At 72.7% G+C, this 22,761-nt stretch carries 20 protein-coding genes; 17 read left to right on the top strand and 3 right to left on the bottom strand.

The window, feature by feature from the left end; genetic code table 11:
• Position 1: 1 nt before the first annotated feature.
• The 11 genes from kdpC (at position 2) to QUG93_RS12855 (ending at position 12,099) form a co-directional block, all read left to right on the top strand.
• Positions 2–607, top strand: coding sequence for a potassium-transporting ATPase subunit KdpC (kdpC, locus tag QUG93_RS12905; protein WP_289474484.1), 606 nt, complete (start codon positions 2–4; stop codon positions 605–607).
• A 144-nt stretch (positions 608–751) separates the two neighbouring features.
• Complete coding sequence (locus QUG93_RS12900; protein WP_289474483.1) at positions 752–3,244, top strand: ATP-binding protein; 2,493 nt, start codon at positions 752–754, stop codon at positions 3,242–3,244.
• Complete coding sequence (locus QUG93_RS12895) at positions 3,241–3,942, top strand: response regulator (protein ID WP_289474482.1); 702 nt, start codon at positions 3,241–3,243, stop codon at positions 3,940–3,942. Before QUG93_RS12900 ends, QUG93_RS12895 begins: the two co-directional genes overlap by 4 nt.
• Positions 3,943–3,988: 46 nt before the next feature.
• On the top strand, positions 3,989–4,666 hold the full coding sequence (locus QUG93_RS12890; protein WP_289474481.1) for a response regulator transcription factor: 678 nt from the start codon (positions 3,989–3,991) through the stop codon (positions 4,664–4,666).
• Positions 4,659–6,002, top strand: a complete 1,344-nt coding sequence (locus tag QUG93_RS12885; RefSeq protein WP_289474480.1) for a sensor histidine kinase — start codon at positions 4,659–4,661, stop codon at positions 6,000–6,002. Before QUG93_RS12890 ends, QUG93_RS12885 begins: the two co-directional genes overlap by 8 nt.
• An 89-nt stretch (positions 6,003–6,091) precedes the next feature.
• Positions 6,092–6,742: a PepSY domain-containing protein gene (locus tag QUG93_RS12880; RefSeq protein WP_271826568.1), complete on the top strand. Its 651-nt coding sequence runs from the start codon at positions 6,092–6,094 to the stop codon at positions 6,740–6,742.
• Positions 6,743–6,843: 101 nt separating this feature from the next.
• Complete coding sequence (locus QUG93_RS12875) at positions 6,844–7,365, top strand: helix-turn-helix domain-containing protein (RefSeq protein ID WP_289474479.1); 522 nt, start codon at positions 6,844–6,846, stop codon at positions 7,363–7,365.
• On the top strand, positions 7,352–7,840 hold the full coding sequence (locus tag QUG93_RS12870; protein ID WP_289474478.1) for a GNAT family N-acetyltransferase: 489 nt from the start codon (positions 7,352–7,354) through the stop codon (positions 7,838–7,840). Before QUG93_RS12875 ends, QUG93_RS12870 begins: the two co-directional genes overlap by 14 nt.
• Positions 7,841–7,895: 55 nt before the next feature.
• Entirely contained in the window at positions 7,896–10,034 is a 2,139-nt protein-coding gene (locus QUG93_RS12865; RefSeq protein ID WP_289474477.1) for an ArnT family glycosyltransferase, read from the top strand.
• Between the two features lie 260 nt (positions 10,035–10,294).
• On the top strand, positions 10,295–11,380 hold the full coding sequence (locus tag QUG93_RS12860) for a bifunctional GNAT family N-acetyltransferase/class I SAM-dependent methyltransferase (RefSeq protein WP_289474476.1): 1,086 nt from the start codon (positions 10,295–10,297) through the stop codon (positions 11,378–11,380).
• Positions 11,377–12,099 (top strand): alpha/beta hydrolase, encoded by a 723-nt coding sequence (locus tag QUG93_RS12855; protein ID WP_289474475.1) that lies wholly within the window; start codon positions 11,377–11,379, stop codon positions 12,097–12,099. The genes QUG93_RS12860 and QUG93_RS12855 overlap by 4 nt, the downstream gene beginning before the upstream one ends.
• 77 nt (positions 12,100–12,176) lie before the next feature.
• Here QUG93_RS12855 and QUG93_RS12850 read toward each other — a convergent pair whose 3' ends face one another.
• The gene (locus tag QUG93_RS12850; protein WP_289474474.1) at positions 12,177–13,526 is read right to left on the bottom strand and encodes an APC family permease; all 1,350 of its coding nucleotides are present in this window, start codon (positions 13,524–13,526) and stop codon (positions 12,177–12,179) included.
• Positions 13,527–13,711: 185 nt separating this feature from the next.
• Here QUG93_RS12850 and QUG93_RS12845 point away from each other — a divergent pair, with 185 nt between their 5' ends.
• The 3 genes from QUG93_RS12845 (at position 13,712) to budC (ending at position 18,041) form a co-directional block, all read left to right on the top strand.
• On the top strand, positions 13,712–14,461 hold the full coding sequence (locus QUG93_RS12845) for an HAD family hydrolase (RefSeq protein WP_289474473.1): 750 nt from the start codon (positions 13,712–13,714) through the stop codon (positions 14,459–14,461).
• Between the two features lie 49 nt (positions 14,462–14,510).
• Positions 14,511–17,021, top strand: coding sequence for a glycoside hydrolase family 65 protein (locus QUG93_RS12840; RefSeq protein ID WP_289474472.1), 2,511 nt, complete (start codon positions 14,511–14,513; stop codon positions 17,019–17,021).
• A 252-nt stretch (positions 17,022–17,273) separates the two neighbouring features.
• Positions 17,274–18,041: a meso-2,3-butanediol dehydrogenase gene (gene budC / locus QUG93_RS12835; RefSeq protein ID WP_289474471.1), complete on the top strand. Its 768-nt coding sequence runs from the start codon at positions 17,274–17,276 to the stop codon at positions 18,039–18,041.
• A gap of 13 nt (positions 18,042–18,054) precedes the next feature.
• On the opposite strand, the gene QUG93_RS12830 is transcribed toward budC, so the two are convergent.
• Positions 18,055–18,570, bottom strand: a complete 516-nt coding sequence (locus QUG93_RS12830) for a DUF1697 domain-containing protein (RefSeq protein WP_289474470.1) — start codon at positions 18,568–18,570, stop codon at positions 18,055–18,057.
• A gap of 97 nt (positions 18,571–18,667) precedes the next feature.
• On the opposite strand from QUG93_RS12830, the gene QUG93_RS12825 reads away from it, so the two are divergent.
• The 3 genes from QUG93_RS12825 to QUG93_RS12815 are packed head-to-tail and all read left to right on the top strand — an operon-like array spanning position 18,668 to position 21,012.
• The gene (locus tag QUG93_RS12825) at positions 18,668–19,240 is read left to right on the top strand and encodes a helix-turn-helix domain-containing protein (RefSeq protein WP_289474469.1); all 573 of its coding nucleotides are present in this window, start codon (positions 18,668–18,670) and stop codon (positions 19,238–19,240) included.
• Entirely contained in the window at positions 19,237–20,508 is a 1,272-nt protein-coding gene (locus QUG93_RS12820; protein ID WP_289474468.1) for an MFS transporter, read from the top strand. Before QUG93_RS12825 ends, QUG93_RS12820 begins: the two co-directional genes overlap by 4 nt.
• Positions 20,509–20,547: 39 nt before the next feature.
• Positions 20,548–21,012: a hypothetical protein gene (locus QUG93_RS12815; RefSeq protein ID WP_289474467.1), complete on the top strand. Its 465-nt coding sequence runs from the start codon at positions 20,548–20,550 to the stop codon at positions 21,010–21,012.
• Between the two features lie 139 nt (positions 21,013–21,151).
• Here the strand turns inward: QUG93_RS12815 and QUG93_RS12810 are convergent, their stop codons facing one another.
• Positions 21,152–22,624, bottom strand: a complete 1,473-nt coding sequence (locus tag QUG93_RS12810) for an NCS2 family permease (RefSeq protein WP_289474464.1) — start codon at positions 22,622–22,624, stop codon at positions 21,152–21,154.
• Positions 22,625–22,761: the final 137 nt, after the last annotated feature.

Here is a 22,761-nt window from a genome sequence, read left to right as displayed (position 1 = left end):
CATGGCTTCCTCCTCTCGCTCCTTCCTCCGCTCCACCGGTGTGGCCGTCCGCCTCACCCTGCTGTCCACCGTCGTCCTCGGCGTCGCCTACCCGCTCGCGGTGTGGGGCGTCGGGCAGGCGGCCTTCCACGACCAGGCGAACGGCTCGATGGTCACCGATTCGTCGGGGAAGGTCGTGGGCTCGTCGCTGATCGGCCAGTCCTTCGCCGGGAAGGGTGCCGACCGCTGGTTCCAGTCCCGCCCGAGCGCGGCCGGCGAGGACGGCTACGACGCGAACGCCTCGTCCGGCTCGAACCTCGGGCCGAACAACCCCGACCTCCGGAAGAGCATCGAGGAGCGCCGTGCTGCCGTGGCGAAGGCCGACGGCGTCAGCGCGGCCGAGGTGCCCGCCGACGCGGTCACGGCCTCGGGCTCCGGCCTCGACCCGGACATCAGCCCGGAGTACGCGCTGCAGCAGGTGTCCCGGGTGGCCGACGCCCGGGGGCTGTCGGAGCGGCGGGTCCGCGACCTGGTCGAGCAGCACACCGAGTCCCGGCAGCTGGGGTTCCTCGGCGAGCCGGTCGTGAACGTCCTCGAGCTGAACCTGGCACTGGCGGAGGCGTCCTGACCGCGCCCGGCGGAACCAGGTTCCGGACACTGCACCGCGCAACGGCGTGGTGTGGTGTCCGGAACCTGGTCCGCGGACAGCCACCCGGCCGCATCGCGACGCGCACCACACCAGACCGGCAGCGACAAGCGAGAGGATGAGCACGTGAAGCGCGGGAAACTCCGGGTGCTGCTCGGCGCCGCCCCCGGTGTCGGCAAGACCTACACGATGCTCGAGGAGGGACACCGGCTCCGAGCCGAGGGCCGCGACGTCGTGGTCGCCGTCGTCGAGACCCACGAGCGGGCCGCCACGGCTGCGCTCGTCGACGGGCTCGAGGTCGTCCCCCGCCGGATCGTCGAGCACCGCGGCGTCGCCCTCGACGACATGGACCTGGACGCCGTGGTGGCCAGGGCCCCGGACGTCGCCCTCGTCGACGAGCTCGCGCACACGAACGCCCCCGGCAGCCCGAACGAGAAGCGGTGGCAGGACGTCGAGGTGCTCCTCGCCGCGGGCATCAGCGTGATCTCGACGGTGAACATCCAGCACATGCAGTCCCTCGGCGACGTCGTGCGCGAGATCACCGGGACCGTGCAGCGCGAGACCGTGCCGGACGCCGTGGTGCGCGCGGCCGACCAGATCGAGGTCGTCGACCTGGCGCCCGCGTCCCTGCGCGAGCGGCTCTCGGACGGGCTCGTCTACCCCGCCACCCGCATCGACGCCGCGCTGTCGAACTACTTCCGCCTCGGCAACCTCACCGCCCTGCGGGAGATCGCCCTGCTCTGGCTCGCCGACGAGGTCGACGACGCGCTCAAGGCCTACCGCGCCGAGCACGGCATCGACCACCGGTGGGAGACCCGCGAGCGCGTCCTCGTCGCCCTGACCGGCGGCCCCGAGGGCGAGACCCTGCTCCGCCGCGGCGCCCGGATCGCCGCCCGCAGCGCCGGCGGGGAACTCGCCGCCGTGCACGTCACGACGAACGACGGGCTGCGCGAACGGCACCCCGGCGCGCTCGGCAAGCAGCGCTCCCTGCTCGAGCAGCTCGGCGGGACCTACCACCAGGTGGTCGGCGACGACGTGCCCTCCACGCTCGTGCGGTTCGCGAAGTCGGTCGACGCGACCCAGATCGTGATCGGCGTGAGCCGCCGCAGCCGCCTGTCGGCGGCGCTGACCGGTCCGGGCATCGGCAACACCGTCGTCCGCGAGTCGGGCGACATCGACGTGCACGTCGTCACCCACGAGCGCGCCGGCGGCGGGTTCGCCCTGCCGAAGCTCGGCGGCAGCCTGTCCCGCGGGCGGATCGTCGCAGCGTTCGCGGTGTCGCTCCTGCTCGGCCCGCTCCTCACCTGGCTGCTCTCGCTCGGGAGCGACCCGGACTCGATCACCGTCGACGTGCTGTCGTACCAGCTGCTCGTGCTCGTCGTCGCGCTCACCGGCGGGATGTGGCCGGCGGTCTTCACCGCGGTGCTGTCCGGGCTGAGCCTCGACTACTTCTTCGTGCAACCCCTCTACATGGTCACCGTCCAGCAGCCGTGGCACCTGGTGGCCCTCGTGATGTACGTGATCAGCGCCGTGCTGGTCAGCTTCGTGGTCGACCGGTCCGCTCGCCGCAGTCGTGCCGCGCGTCGGGCGGCCGCCGAGTCGGGGCTCCTGGTCGGGATCGCCGGCAGCGTGCTCCGCGGCGACGACGCCCTGCAGGCGCTGCTCGACCGGACCCGCGAGGCGTTCGGCTTCACCGGCGTCCGGATCCGGCAGGGCGACGAGGTGCCGGCCACGTCGGGGACGTTCGCCGACGCACCGGACGCGACCACGAGCCTCCCGTCCGGAGCCGTCCTCGAGTTCGCGGGTGCACCCGACGACCCGACCCAGCGCCGGCTGCTGCGTGTCGTCGAGCAGCAGCTCGACGCGGCGGTGGAGCACCGCCGGCTCACCCGCACCGCGGTCGACGCGGAGCGCATCGCCGCAGCGGACCGGGTCCGCAGCGCCATCCTCGCGGCCGTCGGCCACGACGTCCGCCGGCCGATCGCGGCGGCCTCCGCCGCCGTGCAGACCCTGCGTGCGTCCGACATCCAGCTCTCGGCTCCCGACCGGGAGGCGCTGCTCGCCACCGCCGACGAGAGCCTCGGTCAGCTGGCGGTGCTGCTGGCCGACCTGCTCGACGTGAGCCGCGTGCAGGCGGGGGTGCTCGCCGTCACCCCGCTGCCCACAGCCCTCGAGACGGTCGTCGCCCCCGCGCTCGACGAACTCGAGCTCGGACCGGATGACGTCGACCTCGACCTGCCCGCGGAACTGCCGCCCGTCCTCGCCGACCCGGTGCTGCTACAGCGCGTCGTCGTGAACCTGCTCGCGAACGCCAGCCGCTACGCCCCCGAGGGCACCCGGGTCCGCATCGCGGCGAGCGCGTTCGGCGGCGGCGTCGAGCTCCGCGTCGCCGACCACGGACCGGGCATCCCGGAGGACCGACGCGACGACGTGTTCCAGCCGTTCCAGCGGCTCGGCGACACCGACAACGAGACCGGCCTCGGGCTCGGCCTCGCGCTGGCGCGCGGCTTCACCGAGGGCATGGGCGGCACCATCGAGGTCGACGACACCCCCGGCGGCGGCCTGACCGTCGTCGTGCGGCTGCCGATCGCCGGACACCTGGGAGTGGATGTCAAGTGAGCACGAAGGTCCTCATCGCGGACGACGACGCGCAGCTCGTCCGAGCGTTGTCCGTCACGCTCGCCGCCCGCGGCTACGACGTCGCGACCGCTCGGGACGGCCGGGCCGCGATCGACGCCGTGATCACCGAGCGACCGGACATCGTGATGCTCGACCTCGGCATGCCCCGGCTCGACGGCATCGGCGTCCTCGAGGGCATCCGTGCCTGGTCGCAGGTGCCCGTGCTGGTGCTCTCCGGCCGGACCGACTCGTCCGACAAGGTCGACGCGCTCGACGCCGGCGCGGACGACTACGTGACGAAGCCGTTCCAGATGGACGAGCTGCTCGCCCGGCTCCGGGCGCTCGGCCGGCGGCAGGTGACCGCGGCCGCGACGGCCGGTGCGACGCCCACCGTGACGGTCGGGGACCTCGTGGTGGACCTCGTCGCGAAGCAGGTCACGCCGCCGACCGGCCCCGCGATCCGGCTGACCCCGACCGAGTGGCGGCTGCTCGAGGTGCTCGTGACGAACCCCGGGCGGCTGATGACCCGCGAGATGCTCCTGACCGAGGTGTGGGGTCCGACGCACGGCAGCGACTCCGGGTACCTGCGGCTGTACATGGCGCAGCTGCGGCGGAAGCTCGAACCCGAGCCGTCGCACCCGCGGTACCTGGTGACCGAGTCGGGCATGGGCTACCGCTTCGACCCGAGCGGGGACTGAGCCCTCGCTTCAGCGCCGGTTCAGGCCACCACGACATGCTCGGACGATGCGCGTGCTGGTGGTCGACGACGAGGTCCGGCTCGCTGACGGCATCCGCGCCGGGCTGCAGGCCGAGGGCTTCGCCGTCGACGTCGCGCACGACGGGGTCGACGGCCTCTGGTACGCCCGTGAGCACCCGTACGACGCCATCGTGCTCGACCTGATGATGCCGGGCATGAGCGGGTGGAAGGTCTGCGAGACGCTCCGGGCCGAGCAGGACTGGACCCCGGTGCTCATGCTCACGGCCAAGGACGGCGAGTGGGACCAGGTCGACGCCCTCGACGCCGGCGCCGACGACTACGTGACGAAGCCCTTCTCGTTCCCGGTGCTCGTCGCGCGGCTCCGCGCGCTGGTGCGCAGGGGGTCCCGGGAACGCCCCACGGTCCTCCAGGCCGGCGACCTGCGTCTGGACCCGGCGGAGCGACGGGTGTGGCGGGGCGAGGACCTGCTCGACCTGACGAGCCGTGAGTTCGCCGTCCTCGAGTACCTGATGCGGCACCCGGGCCGGGTGCTGTCGAAGCGTGACGTCATCGCGAACGTCTGGGACGACGACTTCGCGGGTGACCCGAACATCGTCGAGGTGTACGTCGGGCACCTGCGCCGGAAGGTCGACCGGCCGTTCGGCCGGATCGGGATCGAGACCGTCCGCGGCGCCGGCTACCGTCTGGACGCCGACGGTGGCTGACCGGTCGCGACGGGCACGCCGACCACGCAGCATCCGTGCGCGCGCGACGTCCGGCGCGGCGATCGTGGTCCTCGTCGCGCTCGTGGTCGGGGCGGTCGCCTTCGTCGGGGTGCTCCGGGGGTCGCTCACCGCAGGTGTGCGGACCGCCGCCGAGCAGACCCTCGACCGGCTGGCCGGCCGGGTGGAGGCGGACGGCCCCGCCGCCGTCCGTGCCGAGGGCGACGACGTGCTCGCCCAGCTGCAGGACGGCAGCGGCCGGGTGCTCGCGCGGGCGGAGGACAGCCCCGACACGGCACTCGCCGCTGCCGAGGAGTCCCGGTACCGGCACGACGGCGAGCGGTGGTTCCTCGTGGCCGACGACGTCGAGATGCCGGACGGCACCGAGGGTGTGCTCGTCGTCGGGATGCCGCTCGAGGACGCCGATGCCGCCGTGCAGACCGTGTCCGTGCTGCTCGTCGTCGCCGTCCCGGTCGTCGTGGCGCTCATGTCGCTCGTGACGTGGTTCGTCGTCGGTCGGGCGCTCCGTCCGGTCGACCGGATGCGCCGCGAGGTCGACGACGTCGAGGGCACCAACCTGCACGCGCGCGTCGCGGAACCGGGCTCCGGGGACGAGGTCGACCGCCTCGCCACCACGATGAACCGGATGCTCGCGCGGCTCGAGGCGTCGCAGCAGGCCCAGCAGCGGTTCGTCTCCGATGCGTCGCACGAGCTGCGGTCCCCGCTCGCGACGATCCGGCAGCACGCCGAGGTCGCCCGGGCGCACCCCGAGGTCACCGGTACGGCCGACCTCGCCGCGGTCGTCCTCGACGAGGGAGCCCGGCTGCAGGACCTGGTCGAGTCGCTCCTCCTGCTCACCCGTGTCGACGAGCGGGGGCGCGACCGTGACCGGGCGGTGGACCTCGACGACCTGGTGTTCGCGGAGGGGTCGCGGTCGCGGTCGGCCGGGTCCGCGGCCGTCCGGGTGGACGTGTCCGGTGTCGCTCCTGCACGGGTCGGCGGGGACGACCGGCTGCTCGCCCGGGTGGTGCGGAACCTCGTCGACAACGCCGTCCGGCACGCCGCGAGCACCGTGACCGTCACGCTCGGCGGGGTCGGCCGTGACGCGGTCCTCAGCGTCGACGACGACGGGCCGGGGATCCCGGAGCGGGACCGGCAGCGCGTGTTCGACCGCTTCGTGCGGCTCGACGAGGGCCGCGCCCGCGACGCCGGTGGGTCCGGGCTGGGGCTCGCGATCGTCGACGCCGTCGTCCGGGCGCACGGCGGCAGCGTCGCGCTCTCGACGGCCCCGACGGGCGGGGCCCGGTTCACGGTCCGGTTCCCGCTGCTGCACGACTGATGCGCTGCCCGAGGGGCGTTCCGGACGCCCCCGGCGTCACCCCAGGTGGCTTCAGGCCTGCTTCAGTGCCCGTTCCGCAGGCTTGCCGCATGCAGACCACGACGAAGACCACCGCCCGCCGCATCGCCCTCCTCTCCGCGCTCCCGCTCGTCGGGGCGCTGGCGCTCGCCGGCTGCGCCGGTGACGACGACCGCGACGACACGGCCGCCCCGGCTGCCTCGGCACCCTCCGTGACGGCGACCGACGGCAGCGCGAGCGGCAGCACGGGCAGCGGCCGCACGGGCAGCGGTTCCGACGCCGCCGGGAACGACGCCCTCGGAGCCGCTGCGGAGACCGCACGGGAGGCCGTCGGCTCGGGTACCGTCACCTCGATCGAGCAGGAGGCCGGCGGTACCTCGTGGGAGGTGCTCGTCGTGACCGCGGACGGCAACGAGCAGGAGGTCCACGTGGCCGCCGACGGGGAGCGCACCACCGCCGGTCCGACGGAGGACACCACGGACGCCGAGGACGTCGCGGAGAACCAGCGGTTCGTCGACGCCGCCGACCTGTCCGTCGCGCAGGCCGCATCGACGCTCGTCGAGACGGTGCCCGGCACCGTCACCGAGCTCGGACTCGACGACCACGCCGGCACGGTCGTCTGGGAGGGTGACGTCCGCGACGACGCCGGCACGAAGCACAGCATCCGGATCGACGCCGGCAGCGGCGAGGTCGTCACGAACACCGTCGACACCGACGACTGACCCGCCGCAGGGCGCTGTCGGCCGGGTGGCGGGGCACTGGCGGGTGGCTGTCGTGTCCGTGTCGTGGTGCTGTCGCCCCCGGCGTTCCTAGGCTCGGCACCATGAACGAGACACGGATCGCCACCCTCCGACGCGAGCGGGGCTGGACCCAGGAACGGCTGGCCGAGACGAGCGGGATCGCCGTCCGGACCGTCCAACGACTCGAGCGCGGCAACGACGCGAGCCTCGAGACCCTGTCCGCCATCGCCCGGGCGCTCGAGGTGCCGGTGCGGGAGCTCTTCGCCCAGGACGACCTCGCGGAACTCGATCCGGGCGTGCGCGGACTCGACGAGCGGACCGAGGCTGCGGTTGCTGCAGCGGCGACGCAGCAGGCGGCACGCGACCGGTTCGTGGCCGGGTTCTGGTCGTTCTCCACCGCCGTCGGCGTCGTGTTCGGCATCGTCACCGTCCTGCTCCTCGTCCTGCACGTGTGGTCCGCGCTGGTGTTCCTGCTCGTCGGCGCGTACTGGGCGGTCCGGCAGCCGGTCGGGCGGTTCCTGCTCGACACCGTGCTGGGGTCGCGGCTCGACCGGCGCTGGCCGCTGTCGTCCGCGACCGACGTGCCGGTCCGTGCCGCTCGCTGAGCCGACGCCGGTCCGCGTCGGCCCGGACGACGTCGACGAGGTCCGCGCGTTCCTGTCGGCGTGCGACCTGACGGTCGCGGGCCTGGCCGACCCCGGCGTCCGGCTCTGGGCGGTCCGTGGTGCGACCGGCGCCGTCGTCGGTACCACCGGGTACGAGACCGGGCCGGACGGGAGGCACGCCCTCCTCCGCAGCGTCGCCGTCGGACCGGCGCTGCGCGGTTCGGGCCGCGGGGCGGCGCTCGCCCGGTTCGCGATGGCCGATGCGACGGCGGGCGGCGCACAGCGAGCGTGGCTGTTCAGCCGGCGGTCCGGGCCGTTCTGGCAGGGCCTCGGCTTCGCGCCGGCCGACCGCGCGGAGCTGGCGACCGTGCTCGCCGGGACGACGCAGGTCGAGTTGTTCCGCACGACCGGGCAGCTCGGGCGCGAGGTCGCCTGGAGCCGGCCGCTGGTCGCGCCCGTCCCGTTCGTCCCTTAGGCAGGTCCAAGGCGGCGCCGACGATCCGCGCACGTGGAGGTCGCACGCTCTGGGCATGACCGACACGATCCCCGCCGAGCGCCCGCGCCTCCTGCCGCCACCGACCCCGCGACCGAGTGCCCTCCGAGCGCGCCTGGCGGGACTGGTCCTTGGTCGCGCCGACGCCGCACGGTGGGAGCGCCCGGCCTTCCTCGCGCTGCTGCTGGTCACCGGTGTGCTGTACGTCGTGAACCTCGGTGTGAACGGTTGGGCGAACGCGTTCTACTCCGCGGCCGTGCAGGCGGGGAGCCAGAGCTGGGAGGCGTTCTTCTACGGCTCGTCCGACGCCGCGAACGCGATCACGGTCGACAAGCCGCCGGCCTTCCTCTGGGTGATCGGCATCTCCGTCCGGCTGTTCGGGCTGAACTCGTGGTCGATCCTCGTGCCGCAGGCGCTGATGGGCGTCGCGTCGGTGGCGGTCCTGTACCGGATCGTCCGGCGGCGCTTCTCGGCCGGCGCCGCCCTCACGGCGGGGGCGGTCCTCGCCACCACTCCGGTCGCCACGCTCATGTTCCGCTACGACAACCCGGATGCGCTCCTCGTGCTGCTCACCGTCGGCGCGATCGCCCTGACCCTGCGCGGCGTCGAGTCCGGGCGCGTGCGGTGGGTCGTCTGGGCGGGGGTGCTCGTCGGACTCGGGTTCCTGACGAAGCAGCTGCAGGCGTTCCTCGTGCTGCCGCCCCTGGTGGGCGTGTACCTCGTCGCGTCGCCCCGCCCGGTGCTCCGGCGGATCGGGCACCTGCTCGTCGCGGCGCTCGCCGTGGTGGTGTCCGCCGGGTGGTGGGTCGCGATCGTCGAGCTCGTGCCGGCATCGGCGAGACCGTACATCGGCGGGTCGCAGACGAACAGCTTCCTCGAGCTCACCTTCGGCTACAACGGCCTCGGCCGGGTCACGGGCGACGAGACGGGGAGCGTGGTGCCGGGCGGGACGACCGGGGCTGGGTCGTGGGGCTCGACCGGCCTCACCCGGCTGTTCGGCTCCGAGTTCGGCACGCAGGTCACCTGGCTGCTCCCGACCGCGCTCGTGCTGCTCGTCGTCGCACTCGTGGCCGTCGGACTCCGGCGGCGCACGGACCCGCGGCTCGCGACGGTGCTCGTGCTCGGCGGCTCGCTGCTCGTGACGGGCCTGGTCTTCAGCTTCATGGGCGGGATCTTCCACCCGTACTACACGGTGGCGCTCGCACCGTACGTCGCCGGGCTCGTCGGCATCGGCGCGGGACTGCTGTGGCAGCGACGGACGGTGCTCGCGTGGCGCATCGTCACTGCCGGTGTCGTGGCGGTCTCCGGGACGTGGTCGTTCGTCCTGCTCGCACAGGCGTCGTCGTGGCAGCCGTGGATCCGGTGGGTCGTGCTCGTCGCGTCCGTGGTCGCAGTCGTGCTCGTGCTGCTGCCCCCGCGGGGTCGGGTGCACGCCGGTGCCGCGGTCGTCGCGGTGCTCGTGGCGGCGCTGCTCGGGCCGACGGCGTTCTCGGTGCAGACCACCACGGTCGGACACACCGGTGCGCTGCCGTCGGCCGGTCCGAGCGTCTCGTCGACCGGGTTCGGCGCTGGACGTGGTGGTGGCCCCGGCGGCCAGGGCGGCCCCGGCGGCCAGGGCGGCCCCGGCGGCCAGAACGCTCCCGGTGGCCAGAACGCTCCCGGCGGCCAGGGCGGCGGCGGGCAGGGCTTCGGCGGGACCGGGGGCACGGCGCCGGGCGGGCAACAGAGCCAGACCGGCCAGGGCCAGGGTGCCGGGAGCGTGACCGGCGACGGCGGAGCAGCCCGACCCGGTGGTGGTGGGGGCACGAACCTGCTCGGCGGCTCCACCGAGGTCTCGGACGAGGTCGTGTCCGCCCTCTCCGAGGACGCCGCCGACTACACCTGGGCCGCGGCGACCGTCGGCTCGAACAGCGCCGCGACGTACCAGCTCGCGACCGGCGACCCGGTGATGGCGATCGGCGGGTACAACGGCACCGACCCCGCGCCGACCCTCGCGGAGTTCCAGGAGCTCGTCGCCGCCGGCAGGGTGCACTGGTTCGTCGGTGGCAGCTCGGGCGCGACGAGCAGCAGCAGCGGCAGTGACGCGGCCGAGCAGATCGCGGAGTGGGTGGCCGACCACTACGAGGCCACGACGGTCGACGGCGTGACGATGTACGACCTCACCCCGACGTCCTGATCGCCGCCCGCAGACCCCGCCCCGCACCCCGCGCCACGCACGGCCGCGCGCCCGCCCCCGGGCCCCCGCGCTCGCCCCCGGGGCCCGTCGATGGAGCAGAAGACGTCGAGTGTGCCCGTCGCACTCGACGTCTTCTGCTCCACCGAGGGCGAGGGCGAGGGCGAGGGCGAGGGCGCGGCGAGGCGAGGGCACGGGCGAGGCACGGGCGAGGCGCGGGCGAGGGGAGGAGCACGGACACGGGCGGGCGGTACGGTCGTCCCGTGACCATCGAGCTGCGCCGGGTGATCGCGGACGACTGGGCCACGTGGCGCCCGGTCCGCCTCGCCGCGCTCGCCGACGCGCCGGAGGCGTTCGGCTCGACGCTCGCCGACTGGCGGGACGCCCCGGAGCACCGCTGGCGCGCCCGGCTCTCGCTGCCCGGAGCGGTCGACCTGCTCGCCGTCGACGGCGGCAGGGTCGTCGGCATGGCATCCGGCGTGCCCGATGCCGACGACCCCGCCCGTGCCGAGCTCGTCTCGATGTGGGTGGCGCCCGAGGCCCGCGGACACGGCCTGGCCGCGCAACTCGTCGATGCGGTGGCCAGGACGGTCGCGACGGGCGGCGCACACCGGCTCGAGCTCTCGGTGATGCCCGACAACCACCGAGCCCGCCGGACCTACGAGCGTGCCGGATTCACGACGACGGACATCCCCGGGGACCGGCTCGCCGACGGCCGGCACGAGACCGTGATGCGCCGTGACCTCACGGCCGAGCGCACGCTCCTCGCCTACGAACGCGGTGTCGACCGGTACGCCGAACGCACCGACGACCACCGCGCCGGGCTCGTCGACGACCTGCTCGCCCTCGTGCCGGCCGGCGCGCACGTCCTCGAACTGGGCTCGGGTCCGGGGCGGGACGCCGACGCGCTCGAGGCAGCGGGTCTCCGCGTCGACCGCACCGACGGCACCACGGCGTTCGTCGATCGTCTGCGGGCCGCCGGCCACGACGCCCGCGTGCTCGACGTCCGGCAGGTCGACTGGGGCGGCCCCTACGACGCCGTGTTCGCGAACGCTGTCCTGCTGCACGTGGACCGAGCGGTGATGGGCACCGTCCTCGCCCGTGCCCGTCACGCCGTCCGACCCGGCGGGGTGCTGGCCGCGACCGTGAAGCACGGCGATGGCGACGGGTGGAGCGACCGGAAGCTCGACGACCCCCGCTGGTTCACCTACTGGACCGAGGACGCCCTCGCCGCCGCGGCCGGCGTGGCCGGCTGGGCCGACGTCGTGGTCCGCGACACCACCCGCTCCGGCGCCGAGGAGCGCTGGATCACCGTGACTGCCCGACGTCCGGAGGAGGACGAGCTGTGAACCGAGCCCTGCGCTGGACCGCGTGGACCGTCACCGTGGTGGTGCTGCTGGCCGTGGTGTTCCTCGTCTACGCGAACATCGTCATGGAGGGCACCCGCAGCGCCGCGCTGCAGGTCTGGCGCGACGACCGCGTGGCGGTGCGAGACGCCGGCGACAGCGTCGTGATGACCCCGACGGGCGAGGCCGGCGGCGTGGGGATCGTGTTCATCCCCGGTGCGAAGGTGGACCCGTACGCCTACATGGCGACCTTCCGGCAGGTCGTGGCCGCGGGCACCACGGTCGTGATCACGAAGCCGACGCTGAACCTCGCGTTCTTCGACACCCGTCCGCTCACGACCTTCGAGGCGCACGCTCCCGAGGTCCGCACCTGGGCCGTCGGCGGCCACTCACTCGGTGGCGTCCGTGCGTGCCAGCTCGCGCAGGACGCGGACGGTCTGCTGCTGCTCGGCAGCTACTGCGCGAACGACATCGCCCGCTCGTACGTCCAGGTGCTCAGCGTCTCCGGCTCCCGGGACGGGCTCTCGACGCCCGACAAGGTTGCCACCGCCCGCGATGAGCTCCCCTCCACGGCGCGGATGGTCGAGATCGAGGGCGCGAACCACGCCGCCTTCGGCGCCTACGGCGACCAGCCGGGGGACCGCACCGCGACGATCCCGCGCGAGGACGCACGGGCGCAGATCAGCGCCACGATCGAGGACTGGGTGCGCACCCTGCGCTGACGCGACGACCCGACGGACGGGAGGCGCGGTGCCAGCTGGCACCGCGCCTCCCGTCCGTCACGTGGTCCCGTGACCGCTCAGTGGATGCGGCCCGCCTCGTGGTCGCGACCGGTCCGGCGGCCCGTCGCACGGGCGATGAAGTAGAGCACCACGCCGACGGCCAGCAGCAGCGCCGCGTACAGCCACACCTGCCCGCTCTGCTGCGTGAGCAGCAGGATGCAGGACGCGACCCCGAGCACCGGCACCCACGTCCACACGCGGAAGTGGTCGTGCTCGACGTGGTCCTTCCGCAGCACCAGCACGGCGACGTTCGTGCTGATGAACACGAAGAGCAGCAGGAGCACCACGGTCTCGGCCAGCGTGCCGACGTCTCCGACCAGCGTCAGGGCCATCGCGACGACCGTGGTGGCGACGATGGCGACCCACGGGGTCTTCCGGTTCGGCAGGACCTTCGCGAGCAGGGCGGGCAGCAGCCGCTGTTCGGCCATGCCGTACGTCACGCGGCTCGCCATGATCATGGTGAGCAGGGCGCCGTTCGCGACGGCGACCAGGGCGATGATGCTGAACACCCAGTCGGGGATCGGGACGCCGGTGGCCGACACGACGGCGAGGAGCGGTCCGCTCGAGTCGGCCAGCTCCGACGCGGGCAGCGCGATCGAGCTGGCGAGCGCGACGAGCACGTAGACGACGCCGGCGGTGGCGAGGGCGCCGAACAGCGCACGGGGGTAGACGCGGCGGGGTTCGCGGACCTCTTCGGCGATGTTGGCCGAGGTCTCGAACCCGACGAACGAGTAGTACGCGACGATCGCCGCGCTGAGTGTCGCGAGCGCCGGGTTCGCCTCCGCCGGGAACGCACCGATGCGCGAGACGTCGCCGCCTCCACCGCCGAGCATCACCGCGACGACGACGATCACGATGACGAGACCGGACACCTCGATGATCGTCATGACGACGTTGCTCTTCAGCGAGTCCGAGATGCCGCGGGCGTTGAGGCAGGCGATCAGCGCGAGGAACACGATCGCGGTCGGCACCGGCGGCAGGTCGACGAAGGTGCCGAGGTAGTCGCCGGCGAAGGCGAGGGACAGCCCGGCGGCGCTCGTGACCCCGGCGGCCAGCATGCTGAAGCCGACCAGGAACGACACGATCGGCGTCTTGTACGCGCGCTCGGCGAAGACCGCGGCACCGCCGGCCTTCGGGTACTTCGTCACGAGTTCGGCGTACGAGCCCGCCGTGAGCAGGGCCAGCAGCAGGGCGAGGACCAGTGGCGCCCAGAGCGCGCCGCCGACGTCCTTCGACAGGGTGCCCATCAGGGCGTAGATCCCGGCGCCGAGCACGTCGCCGAGGATGAACAGGAACAGGAGCGGGCCGGTGATCGCCTGCTTGAGCTTGGAGCCGGAGCCGTCCTGGGCCGTCGTGGGGGTGCTCATGCGGTGCCTTTCGTCGCGTCCAGGGTCGACGTGCAGCGGTCCGGGCGCTCCCGGAAGGTCCGCCGAGCGCGGTCGACGCCCCGGTGAACGGTTCTCCACAGGTCCCGTCGAGCCTGAACGCGGGGGCTGGAGCGGTCCTAGACTCGGTCGGAGCCGAACCGACCACCGCGAGCAGAGGAACACCGATGACGACGCCGGACCGGCACACCCCAGCACGACTGGCCGACACGCGAGCGCTCCTGTTCGACCTCGACGGGGTCCTCACCCCGACCGCCGACGTGCACATGCGCGCGTGGAGCCGGCTGTTCACGCCGTTCCTGGCCGAGCACGGAGTCGCGCCGTACACCGAGCAGGACTACTTCGACCACATCGACGGCAGGCCCCGGTACGACGGTGTCCGCTCCCTGCTCGAGGCACGGGGCATCCACCTGCCGCAGGGCACGCCGGACGACGCCCCGGGCGATGACACCGTCTGCGCGCTCGGCAACCGGAAGAACGCCGAGTTCACCGCCGAGCTGACCGAGCACGGTGTCCAGCCCTACCCCGGCTCGCTCCGGTTCCTCACCGCGGCGATCGCGGCCGGCATGCAGGTCGCGGTCGTGTCGAGCTCGGCGAACGCCACCCAGGTCCTCCGCACGGCGGGCATCCTCGACCGCTTCCCGGTCGTCGTGGACGGGCTCGTCGCGCGCCAGGACGGCCTGGCCGGCAAGCCGGCGCCCGACACCTACCTCGACGCCGCGGGGCGGTTCGGACTCGCCCCGGCGGAGTGCGTCGTGGTCGAGGACGCCACGAGCGGGGTCGCGGCCGGGCGGAACGGCGCCTTCGGCCTCGTCGTCGGTGTCGACCGCGGTGCCGGCGCGGACGCCCTGCGCGAGCACGGTGCCGACGTCGTCGTGCGCGACCTCGACGAGCTCGTGGACCAGCTGCCCGGCTGACCGACCCTCCCCGAACACCCCTCGAACTCCCTCCCACGGAGCAGACTGCATGAACCCCATCACCTCGGACCCCCTCGACCGCGTGCGCTACCCGGTCGACGAGTGGGCACTCGTCGAGACCGAGTACACGCCGGACGAACAGGGCGTGGCGGAGACGAACTTCGCCGTCGGCAACGGCTACCTCGGTCTTCGGGGCAACCTCGACGAGGGCCGTGGCGGCGTGCAGTACGGCACGTACGTCAACGGGTTCCACGAGACCTGGCCCATCCGGCACGCCGAGGACGCCTTCGGCTTCGCCAAGACCGGGCAGACGATCATCAACGCGCCGGACGCCAAGGTGATCCGGCTCTACGTCGACGACGAACCGCTCGTGCTGGCCGAGGCGGACATCCTCCGCCACACCCGGCGCCTCGAGTTCCGTGGCGGCTACCTGTACCGCGAGACCGAGTGGTCGACGCCCTCCGGCAAGCGGGTGCTCATCCGGTCCCGCCGCCTGGTGTCCTTCACCGACCGGCACCTCGCCGTCATCGACTACGAGGTCACCGTGCTCGACGGGGACGCCTCGATCCTGCTGTCGAGCCAGATCCTCAACCGGCAGGACGTGCAGGACGAGTACCACGCGGGCATGCGCGCCGCGGCGAACGCCTTCGACCCCCGCAAGGCCGAGGCCTTCACCGAGCGCGTGCTCGAGCCGAAGCTCAAGCGCAGCTCGGGTGGCCGCTCCCTGCTCGGCTACCAGGCGTCGAGCTCGGGCATGACGATCTGCGTGGGCGTCGAGCACCACCTGGAGACCGAGAACCACTGGGACGAGGCCTCGTCGATCGACGACGACCTCGCGAAGCACGTGTACCGGGTGCAGGCTCGGCGGGGTGTGCCGATCCGGCTCGTGAAGCACATGGTGTACCACACGTCCCGCGGGGTGCCGGCGCGTGAGCTCGCCGACCGCTGCGAGCGCACGCTGGACCGTGCGCGCGCCGAGACGGTCGAGGAGACCTTCGCGAAGCAGCGCGCGTGGATGGACGACTACTGGACCCGGAGCGACGTCGAGATCCCCGGACAGCCCGCGATCCAGCAGGCCGTCCGGTGGAACCTGTTCATGCTCGCGCAGGCCACTGCCCGGACCGACGGGCACGGCATCGCGGCGAAGGGCGTCACGGGGTCCGGGTACGGCGGCCACTACTTCTGGGACATGGAGATCTACGTCCTGCCGTTCCTGTCGTACACGGCGCCGATCGTCGCTCGGAACGCGCTGCGCTTCCGCTACAACATGCTCGACGCCGCCCGCTCGCGGGCGCGTGAGCTGAACCAGCGCGGGGCGCTGTTCCCGTGGCGGACGATCAACGGCGAGGAGTCGAGCGCCTACTACGCCGCCGGCACCGCGCAGTACCACATCGACGCGGACATCGCCCACGCGCTGATGCAGTACGTCCGTGCCTCGGGCGACACCGACTTCCTCAAGCGCGGCGCGATCGACATCCTGGTCGAGACCGCGCGACTGTGGTCCGACCTCGGGTTCTGGCGGTCGAACGGTGACCGGAAGTTCCACATCGACGGCGTCACCGGGCCCGACGAGTACACGACGGTCGTCGACGACAACCTCTACACGAACGTCATGGCGCGGGCGAACCTGTGGTTCGCGGTGAACGCCACGCGGCAGCTCGCGATCGACGATCCGGAGGAGTACGGCCGCATGGTCCGGCGCACCGGGCTCGCCGAGGACGAGGTGACCGAGTGGGAGCACGCGGCCGAGTCGATGGAGATCCCCTTCGACCCGCACCGCGGCATCCACCCGCAGGACGCCCAGTTCCTCGACAAGGAGCTCTGGGACCTCGAGAACACCCCCGACTCGAAGCGCCCGCTGCTGCTGCACTACCACCCGCTGGTGATCTACCGGTTCCAGGTGCTCAAGCAGGCGGACGTCGTGCTCGCGCTGTTCCTGCAGGGTCACGAGTTCACGGCGGCCGAGAAGCGTCGGGACTTCGACTACTACGACGCGCTCACCACCGGTGACTCGACGCTGTCCGCGGTCGTGCAGTCGATCATGGCGGCCGAGGTCGGCTACCACGACCTGGCGGCGCAGTACTTCCTGACCGCGTTGTACGTCGACCTGGCGGACCTGCACGGCAACACCTCGGACGGCGTGCACATCGCGTCGACCGGCGGCATCTGGGGCGCGCTCGTGAACGGCTTCGGCGGCATGCGCGACCACGGCGGCCGGATGACCTTCAACCCGCGACTGCCGAAGGACTGGGAGCGGCTCACCTACCGGCTGACGGTCCACGGCTCGCGCGTCCGGGTCGACCTCGAGGAGGAGTCGATGACCTTCACGGTCGAGACCGGCGAGGGCTTCACGGCGTGGGTGCACAACCAGCAGTGGGACGTCACCGCCGGTGCGTCGACCGTCGTGCCGCTGCCGCACCACGGGCCGCGGATCACCGGGCACGCTCCGACGACGAGCGACATCCAGGGCACGCTGCGCGCTGACGGCTCGGTGATCACCGCGTCGATCCCGATGATCTCGCTCGACCGGGACCTCGACCTCGACGACACCACGGCCTGACGGCCTGACGGCCTGACGGCCTGACGGCCTGACGGCCTGGTTGCTTGGCGGCCGGACTGGAGAACGACCGGCCGGGAGGCACGGCGCGGGTCCGTCCCGCACCGTGCCTCCGGTCGGGTCGCTGCCGGGCGGTGCGGGTCGCTCCTGGTTCGCCTCCACACGCGTCCAGCCGCGGCCGGGCAGCGTGTCCTCCGTGCCCCCGGGCCGACGGCGTCTCCTGCGGCACGTGCCGTGCAACGAGAGGAGACACACATGGACAAGCGCTTCGAGGGCAAGGTCGCGATCGTCACGGGAGCGGGTTCCGGCATCGGCGAGGCCACCGCGCGCGCCTTCGTCGACGAGGGCGCCGACGTGCTCCTCGTCGACAGTGTCGAGGACAAGGTCCGCGCCGTCGCCGACAGCCTGCCGACCGGTCGTGCGGTGGCGCTCCAGGCCGACGTGGCCGACCCGGCGGCGTGGGAGACGATCGTGTCGGACGCGGTCGACCGGTGGGACCGTCTCGACGTGCTCGTGAACAACGCCGGGACGTTCACCTCCGGGGACATCACCGACATCGAGCCCGACGAGTGGCGCCGCGTGATCGACACGGACCTGTCGAGCGTCTTCTACGGCACGCGGGCAGCGCTGCCGTTCCTGCGTGAGACCAAGGGGTCGATCGTCAACACCTCGTCCGTCTCGGGCGAGGACGCCGACTGGCGCATGAGCCCGTACAACGCAGCCAAGGGCGGGGTCACGAACTTCACGAAGGCGGCCGCGCTCGACAACGGGCACTTCGGCGTCCGGGTGAACGCGGTCGCGCCGGGACTCATCTGGACCGACATGACCCAGCAGCAGGCCGAGGACGAGGAACTGCAGCACGCCTTCGCCGACCGTGTGTCCCTCGGTCGCGGCGGACGCGCGGAGGAGGTCGCTGCGGCGATCCTCTTCCTCGCCAGCGACGCGGCGAGCTACATCACCGGCGCGGTCCTCCCCGTCGACGGCGGGACCACTGCGAGCAACGGGCAGCCGGCCCAGTCCTGACCGTCCTGCTCCGTCACAGGAGCTTCCGGAGCGTGTTCGCGTTGCGGGTCGTCGTCGTGCGCTTGAAGCGCGCGGCGGCGGCCCGCTTTGCGAACACGGTGTCGGTGCTCGACCCCTTCGGACACGACCAGTACACGACCCCGTCGCCGCGGGCGACCCGTTCGACGTCGTCGTCGAGCGTCAGGTCGGCGAGCAGGTCGTCGAGTGCGTCGTCCGCCGAGCCGAACACCACGTAGTCGTGCCGGTCGGGGTCCGAGGGGAACGGGAACTGCTCGACGACGGCGGCGAGGCGCTCGTGCGGCACGAGGACGATCCAGGCGTCGTACCCGAAGCGGTCCCGCAGGCCCTGTTCGACCGCCCCCGTGATCGCCTCGGCCTCGCCGTCCGCGGTGAACACGACGTTGCCGGAGGCCAGGACGGTCCGGACGTCGGCGTACCCGAGGTCCCGGAACAGCGTCGCGAGGTCGGCGCTCCGGATCGTGATCCCGTTGACGTTCACCCCGCGCAGCAGCGCGACCCACCTGGCCATGTCGGAACCGTAGCGTGCGTCGCGTGGTGAGGCGAGCCTCCCGGCCGGATCCACAAGAGGTCTTGCACAACGAGTCTTGTGCACGTAGTGTCGCCGCATGGACGTGCAGCGACTCGACGATGCAGCGCACATGCGCGCGCTTGCGCACCCGACCCGGCTCCGGCTCCTCGGCCTGCTCCGGACCGGCGGTCCGCAGACCGCCGCGATGCTCGGCGACCAGGTCGACGAGGCCCCGGGGACGATCAGCTACCACTGCAAGCGTCTCGCGGACGCCGGGTTCATCGAACCTGCACCGGAGCTCGGCACCGACCGGCGCGAGCGGTGGTGGCGGGCGGTCGCCCAGCACACCTCGTGGAACCTCGCCGACGGGTTCGACGATCCCGACCGGATGCTCGCCGGGACCGCGCTCGACCGGACCGTCGCGCAGGCGTACGCGGACGAGTACACGGCGTTCCTCGACCACGTGCCGGCACTCGGGCGCGAGTGGGTCGCGGCATCGAACAGCGGCGACCGGACCCTCCGGCTGACCGTGGACGAACTGCGTGCGCTCGGTGCCGAGTTGGCGGGCGTCCTCGACCGCTGGGAGGCCGTCAGCGCCGGCCACGAGCCGGGCGACGGGTCCGAGCGCGTCACCGCCGTCGTGCAGAGCTACCGATCGGCCCGGGCGTGAACGCGCACTGGCGGCTTCGGTCGCTGCTCGCGGTGCAGGTCGTCTCGCGCACGGGCAACGTGGCGACGACGATCGCGGTCCCGTTCGTCGTGCTCTCGCGGGGCGGATCGGCGACGGACGTGGGGATCGCGGCGTTCGCGGCCACGGTGCCGATCGTGCTCGGCGGAGCGTTCGGCGGTGTGCTCGTCGAGCGGTTCGGGTTCGTGCGGTCCAGCGTCGCGTCGGACCTGGTCAGCGCGGTCACCCTCGTCACGATCCCGCTGCTGGCGTGGACGGTCGGACTGCCGGCCTGGGCGCTGCTCGTGCTCGTCTTCCTCGGCGGGCTGTTCGACACCCCGGGGGAGTCCGGTCGTCGGGTGCTGCTCCCGGGGCTCGCGACGGCTGCGGGGATCCCGCTCGAGCGTGCCGTGGGCCACTTCGAGGCGTCGGTCCGCTTCTCGGTGCTGCTCGGCGCGCCCGCCGCAGGGCTCCTCGTCGGTGCCGTCGGCCCGATGGCGGCGTTGGCCGTCACGGCAGCCGTGTTCGCGGCGGCGGCACTGCTGGCGGTGCTGACGCTGCGCGGCGCCGGAGCCACCGCGGTGCCGGACGCCGACCCGGTCGAGCCGTCCGCCGGGTACTGGCGCGACCTGGGCTCCGGGCTGCGGTTCTGCGTGCGGGACCCGCTCTTCCGGCTCGTCATCGCGCTCGTGCTCGTGACGAACCTGCTCGATGCCGCGCGGTCGACGGCGCTCCTGCCGCTCTACGCCGACCGGGTGCTCGACGGTGCGCAGTCGCTCGGCATCGTCAGTGGGACGTTCGGGGGCGCGGCGTTCCTCGGGTCGCTCGCGTTCGGGTACGTGGCGCACCGGGTGCCCCGACGGATCACCTTCGTGGTCTGCTTCGTCCTGGCAGGCGGTCCCTCGCTCGTGGTGCCGGCGTTCGGGCTCGGGCTGCCGTGGGTGCTCGGTGCCTGCGTCGTGTCCGGGCTCGCGGCGGGCGCGCTCAACCCGATCCTCGGTGCCGTGGAGCTCGAGCGGATCCCCTCCTCGATGCGGGCGCGGGTCTTCGGGCTGCTCTCGGCCGGGTCCTGGGCGGGCATCCCGCTCGGTGGGCTGGCCGGCGGGATCGTCGCGGACGGCATCGGCGTGACGGCGACGTTCGGGGTGGTGGCCGTGGTCTACACGGTCGTGACGCTGTCCCCGCTGCTCGGCGGGTCGTGGCGACTGATGGAGCGGCGCGTCCCTGCCGTGCAGCGGGCGCAGCCGCTTCCTGCGGATGCGACGAAGTAACTCGGAGCGGGCCGAGCGATCCTCCGGTAGACGTGGTGCATGAACGACGAGCGACACGACGACGGACAGGGACCGGACGACGCACACGTGGTGCCCGAGGGGGTGTCCGAGGCGACCGTCGAGGCCCTCGGCACGCTGTCGGCCGCGGTCGAGGTGCTCGAGCACGCCCGGGGGCTGCTCTACGGGTTCCACCGGCTGACGGGGACGGCGGACCTGAACCTCGGCGAGGCGGTCGAGCAGCTCCGGAAGGCGGGGCACACCGAGCTCGCCGAGCGGATCGACACCGAGCTGGTGGGGCGCAACGTGATCGACGGGCGGTGGACGTTCCAGATCGTCGAGGACTACGACGACAACTACTACGCGCTCGCCAAGGAGCTCGAGAAGACCGCCCGTGACCAGCTCGTCGGTGGCAAGCGCCACCTGTACGAGGCGAGCATGAAGGAGGACCGGCGCACGCCGGGCCGTCGCCGCCACGAGGCGAAGCCGGCCGACCTGCCGGACTGAGCCCGGGCCTCCCGGCCGGACGCACCGGACACACTCTCGCGAAACGCAACGTGGGCGGTTCCTCGCAGCGACATTCCGCTGCGAGGAACCGCCCACGTTGCGTCTTGCGGAAGGACGGAAGGACGGAAGGGCCGCGCGCCTACCCGACGCCGAGCAGCGCCTCGAGCGGCCCGCGCGCGAAGTACAGCAGGAAGCCCGCGGCGACGACGTAGAGCAGCCACGAGACCTCGCGACCGCGGCCGGACAGCAGCTTGATGAGCACCCAGCTGATGAAGCCCGCCCCGATGCCGTTCGCGATCGAGTACGTCAGCGGCATCACGACGATCGTCAGGAACGCCGGCAGCGCAGCGCCGAAGTCGGTCCACTCGATGTCCTTCACCTGCGCCACCATGAGCGCACCGACGACCACGAGTCCGGCGGCGGCGACCTCGAGCGGGACGACCTGGGTCAACGGTGTGAGGAACATCGACGCCAGGAACAGCAGGCCCGTGACGACCGACGCCATGCCGGTGCGGGCGCCCTCGCCGATTCCGGACGCCGAGTCGATGAACACGGTGTTCGACGACACCGAGGCCCCGCCACCGGCGATCGCACCGGCACCCTCGACGACGAGCGCCGACTTCAGGCGGGGGAAGGTGCCGTCGGGGTGCGCGACACCGGCGGCCTTCGCCAGACCGGTCATCGTGCCCATGGCGTCGAAGAAGTTCGTGAAGACCAGGGTGAAGACGAGCATCGACGCGGCGACCGGGCCGATGCGGGTGAACGCGCCGAAGACGTCCGCGTGGCCGACGAGCGACAGGTCGGGGAGCGCGAAGAGTGCGTTCGGCAGGCCCGGTGCGTTGAGGTTCCAGCCCGTGGGGGAGTCCACCGAGGTCGGGACCCTGAAGATCGCCTGCAGGATGATCGCGACGATCGTGGTGCCGACGATGCCGATGAGCAGCGCGCCCTTGACCCGCCGGGCCATGAGCGTGCCGATGACGACGAGGCCGATCAGGAACACGATGGTCGGCAGGGCGGCGACGGAGCCGTCCTCACCGAGCTGCAGCGGCGGCGAGGCGTTCTTCGTGGTGCGCACGAAGCCCGAGTCGACGAGCCCGATGAACGCGATGAACAGACCGATGCCGACGGTGATCGCAGCCTTGAGCTGCGCGGGCACGGCGGTGAAGATCATCGTCCGGATGCCCGTCAGCGCGAGGATCACGATGACGACGCCGTTGATGACCACGAGGCCCATCGCCTCGGCCCACGTGACCTGCTGCACGACGCTCACGGCGAGGAACGAGTTGATCCCGAGGCCCGCGGCGATGCCGAACGGCAGGTTCGCCACGAGGCCCATCGCGATCGTCATCACGCCGGCGACGAGACCGGTCGCGGCGGCGACCTGCGCGTTCTGCAGCCAGCCACCGAGGACGTCCTGCGGCGCCTGGTCCTGGCTGAACCCGCCGAGGATGAGCGGGTTGAGGATGACGATGTACGCCATCGTCACGAAGGAGACGAGACCACCACGGATCTCACGGGGGATGCTCGAGCCGCGTTGCGTGATCGAGAAGAAGCGGTCGAGGCCGGATGCGAAGCGGTTCCGGGGCGGGGTGTCGGTCTGCTGGGCGCTCACCGAACGAGTTTACAGAACGCTGGGAGCGCGGCGGGTCGCCCTGGTTCCGGGACGACGTGACGGACGGGAGGCGCGGCCCGCCACCACGGGGTACGGCGCGTCCGGCAGACGGCCGCGTTCTCCGGCCAGTCCACGGT

The organism is Curtobacterium caseinilyticum (genome assembly GCF_030363035.1).
In the GTDB taxonomy this organism is placed as follows: domain Bacteria; phylum Actinomycetota; class Actinomycetes; order Actinomycetales; family Microbacteriaceae; genus Curtobacterium; species Curtobacterium caseinilyticum.
Note: the sequence above shows the minus strand (reverse complement) of the source record. Positions and strands in the feature narration are given on the sequence as shown.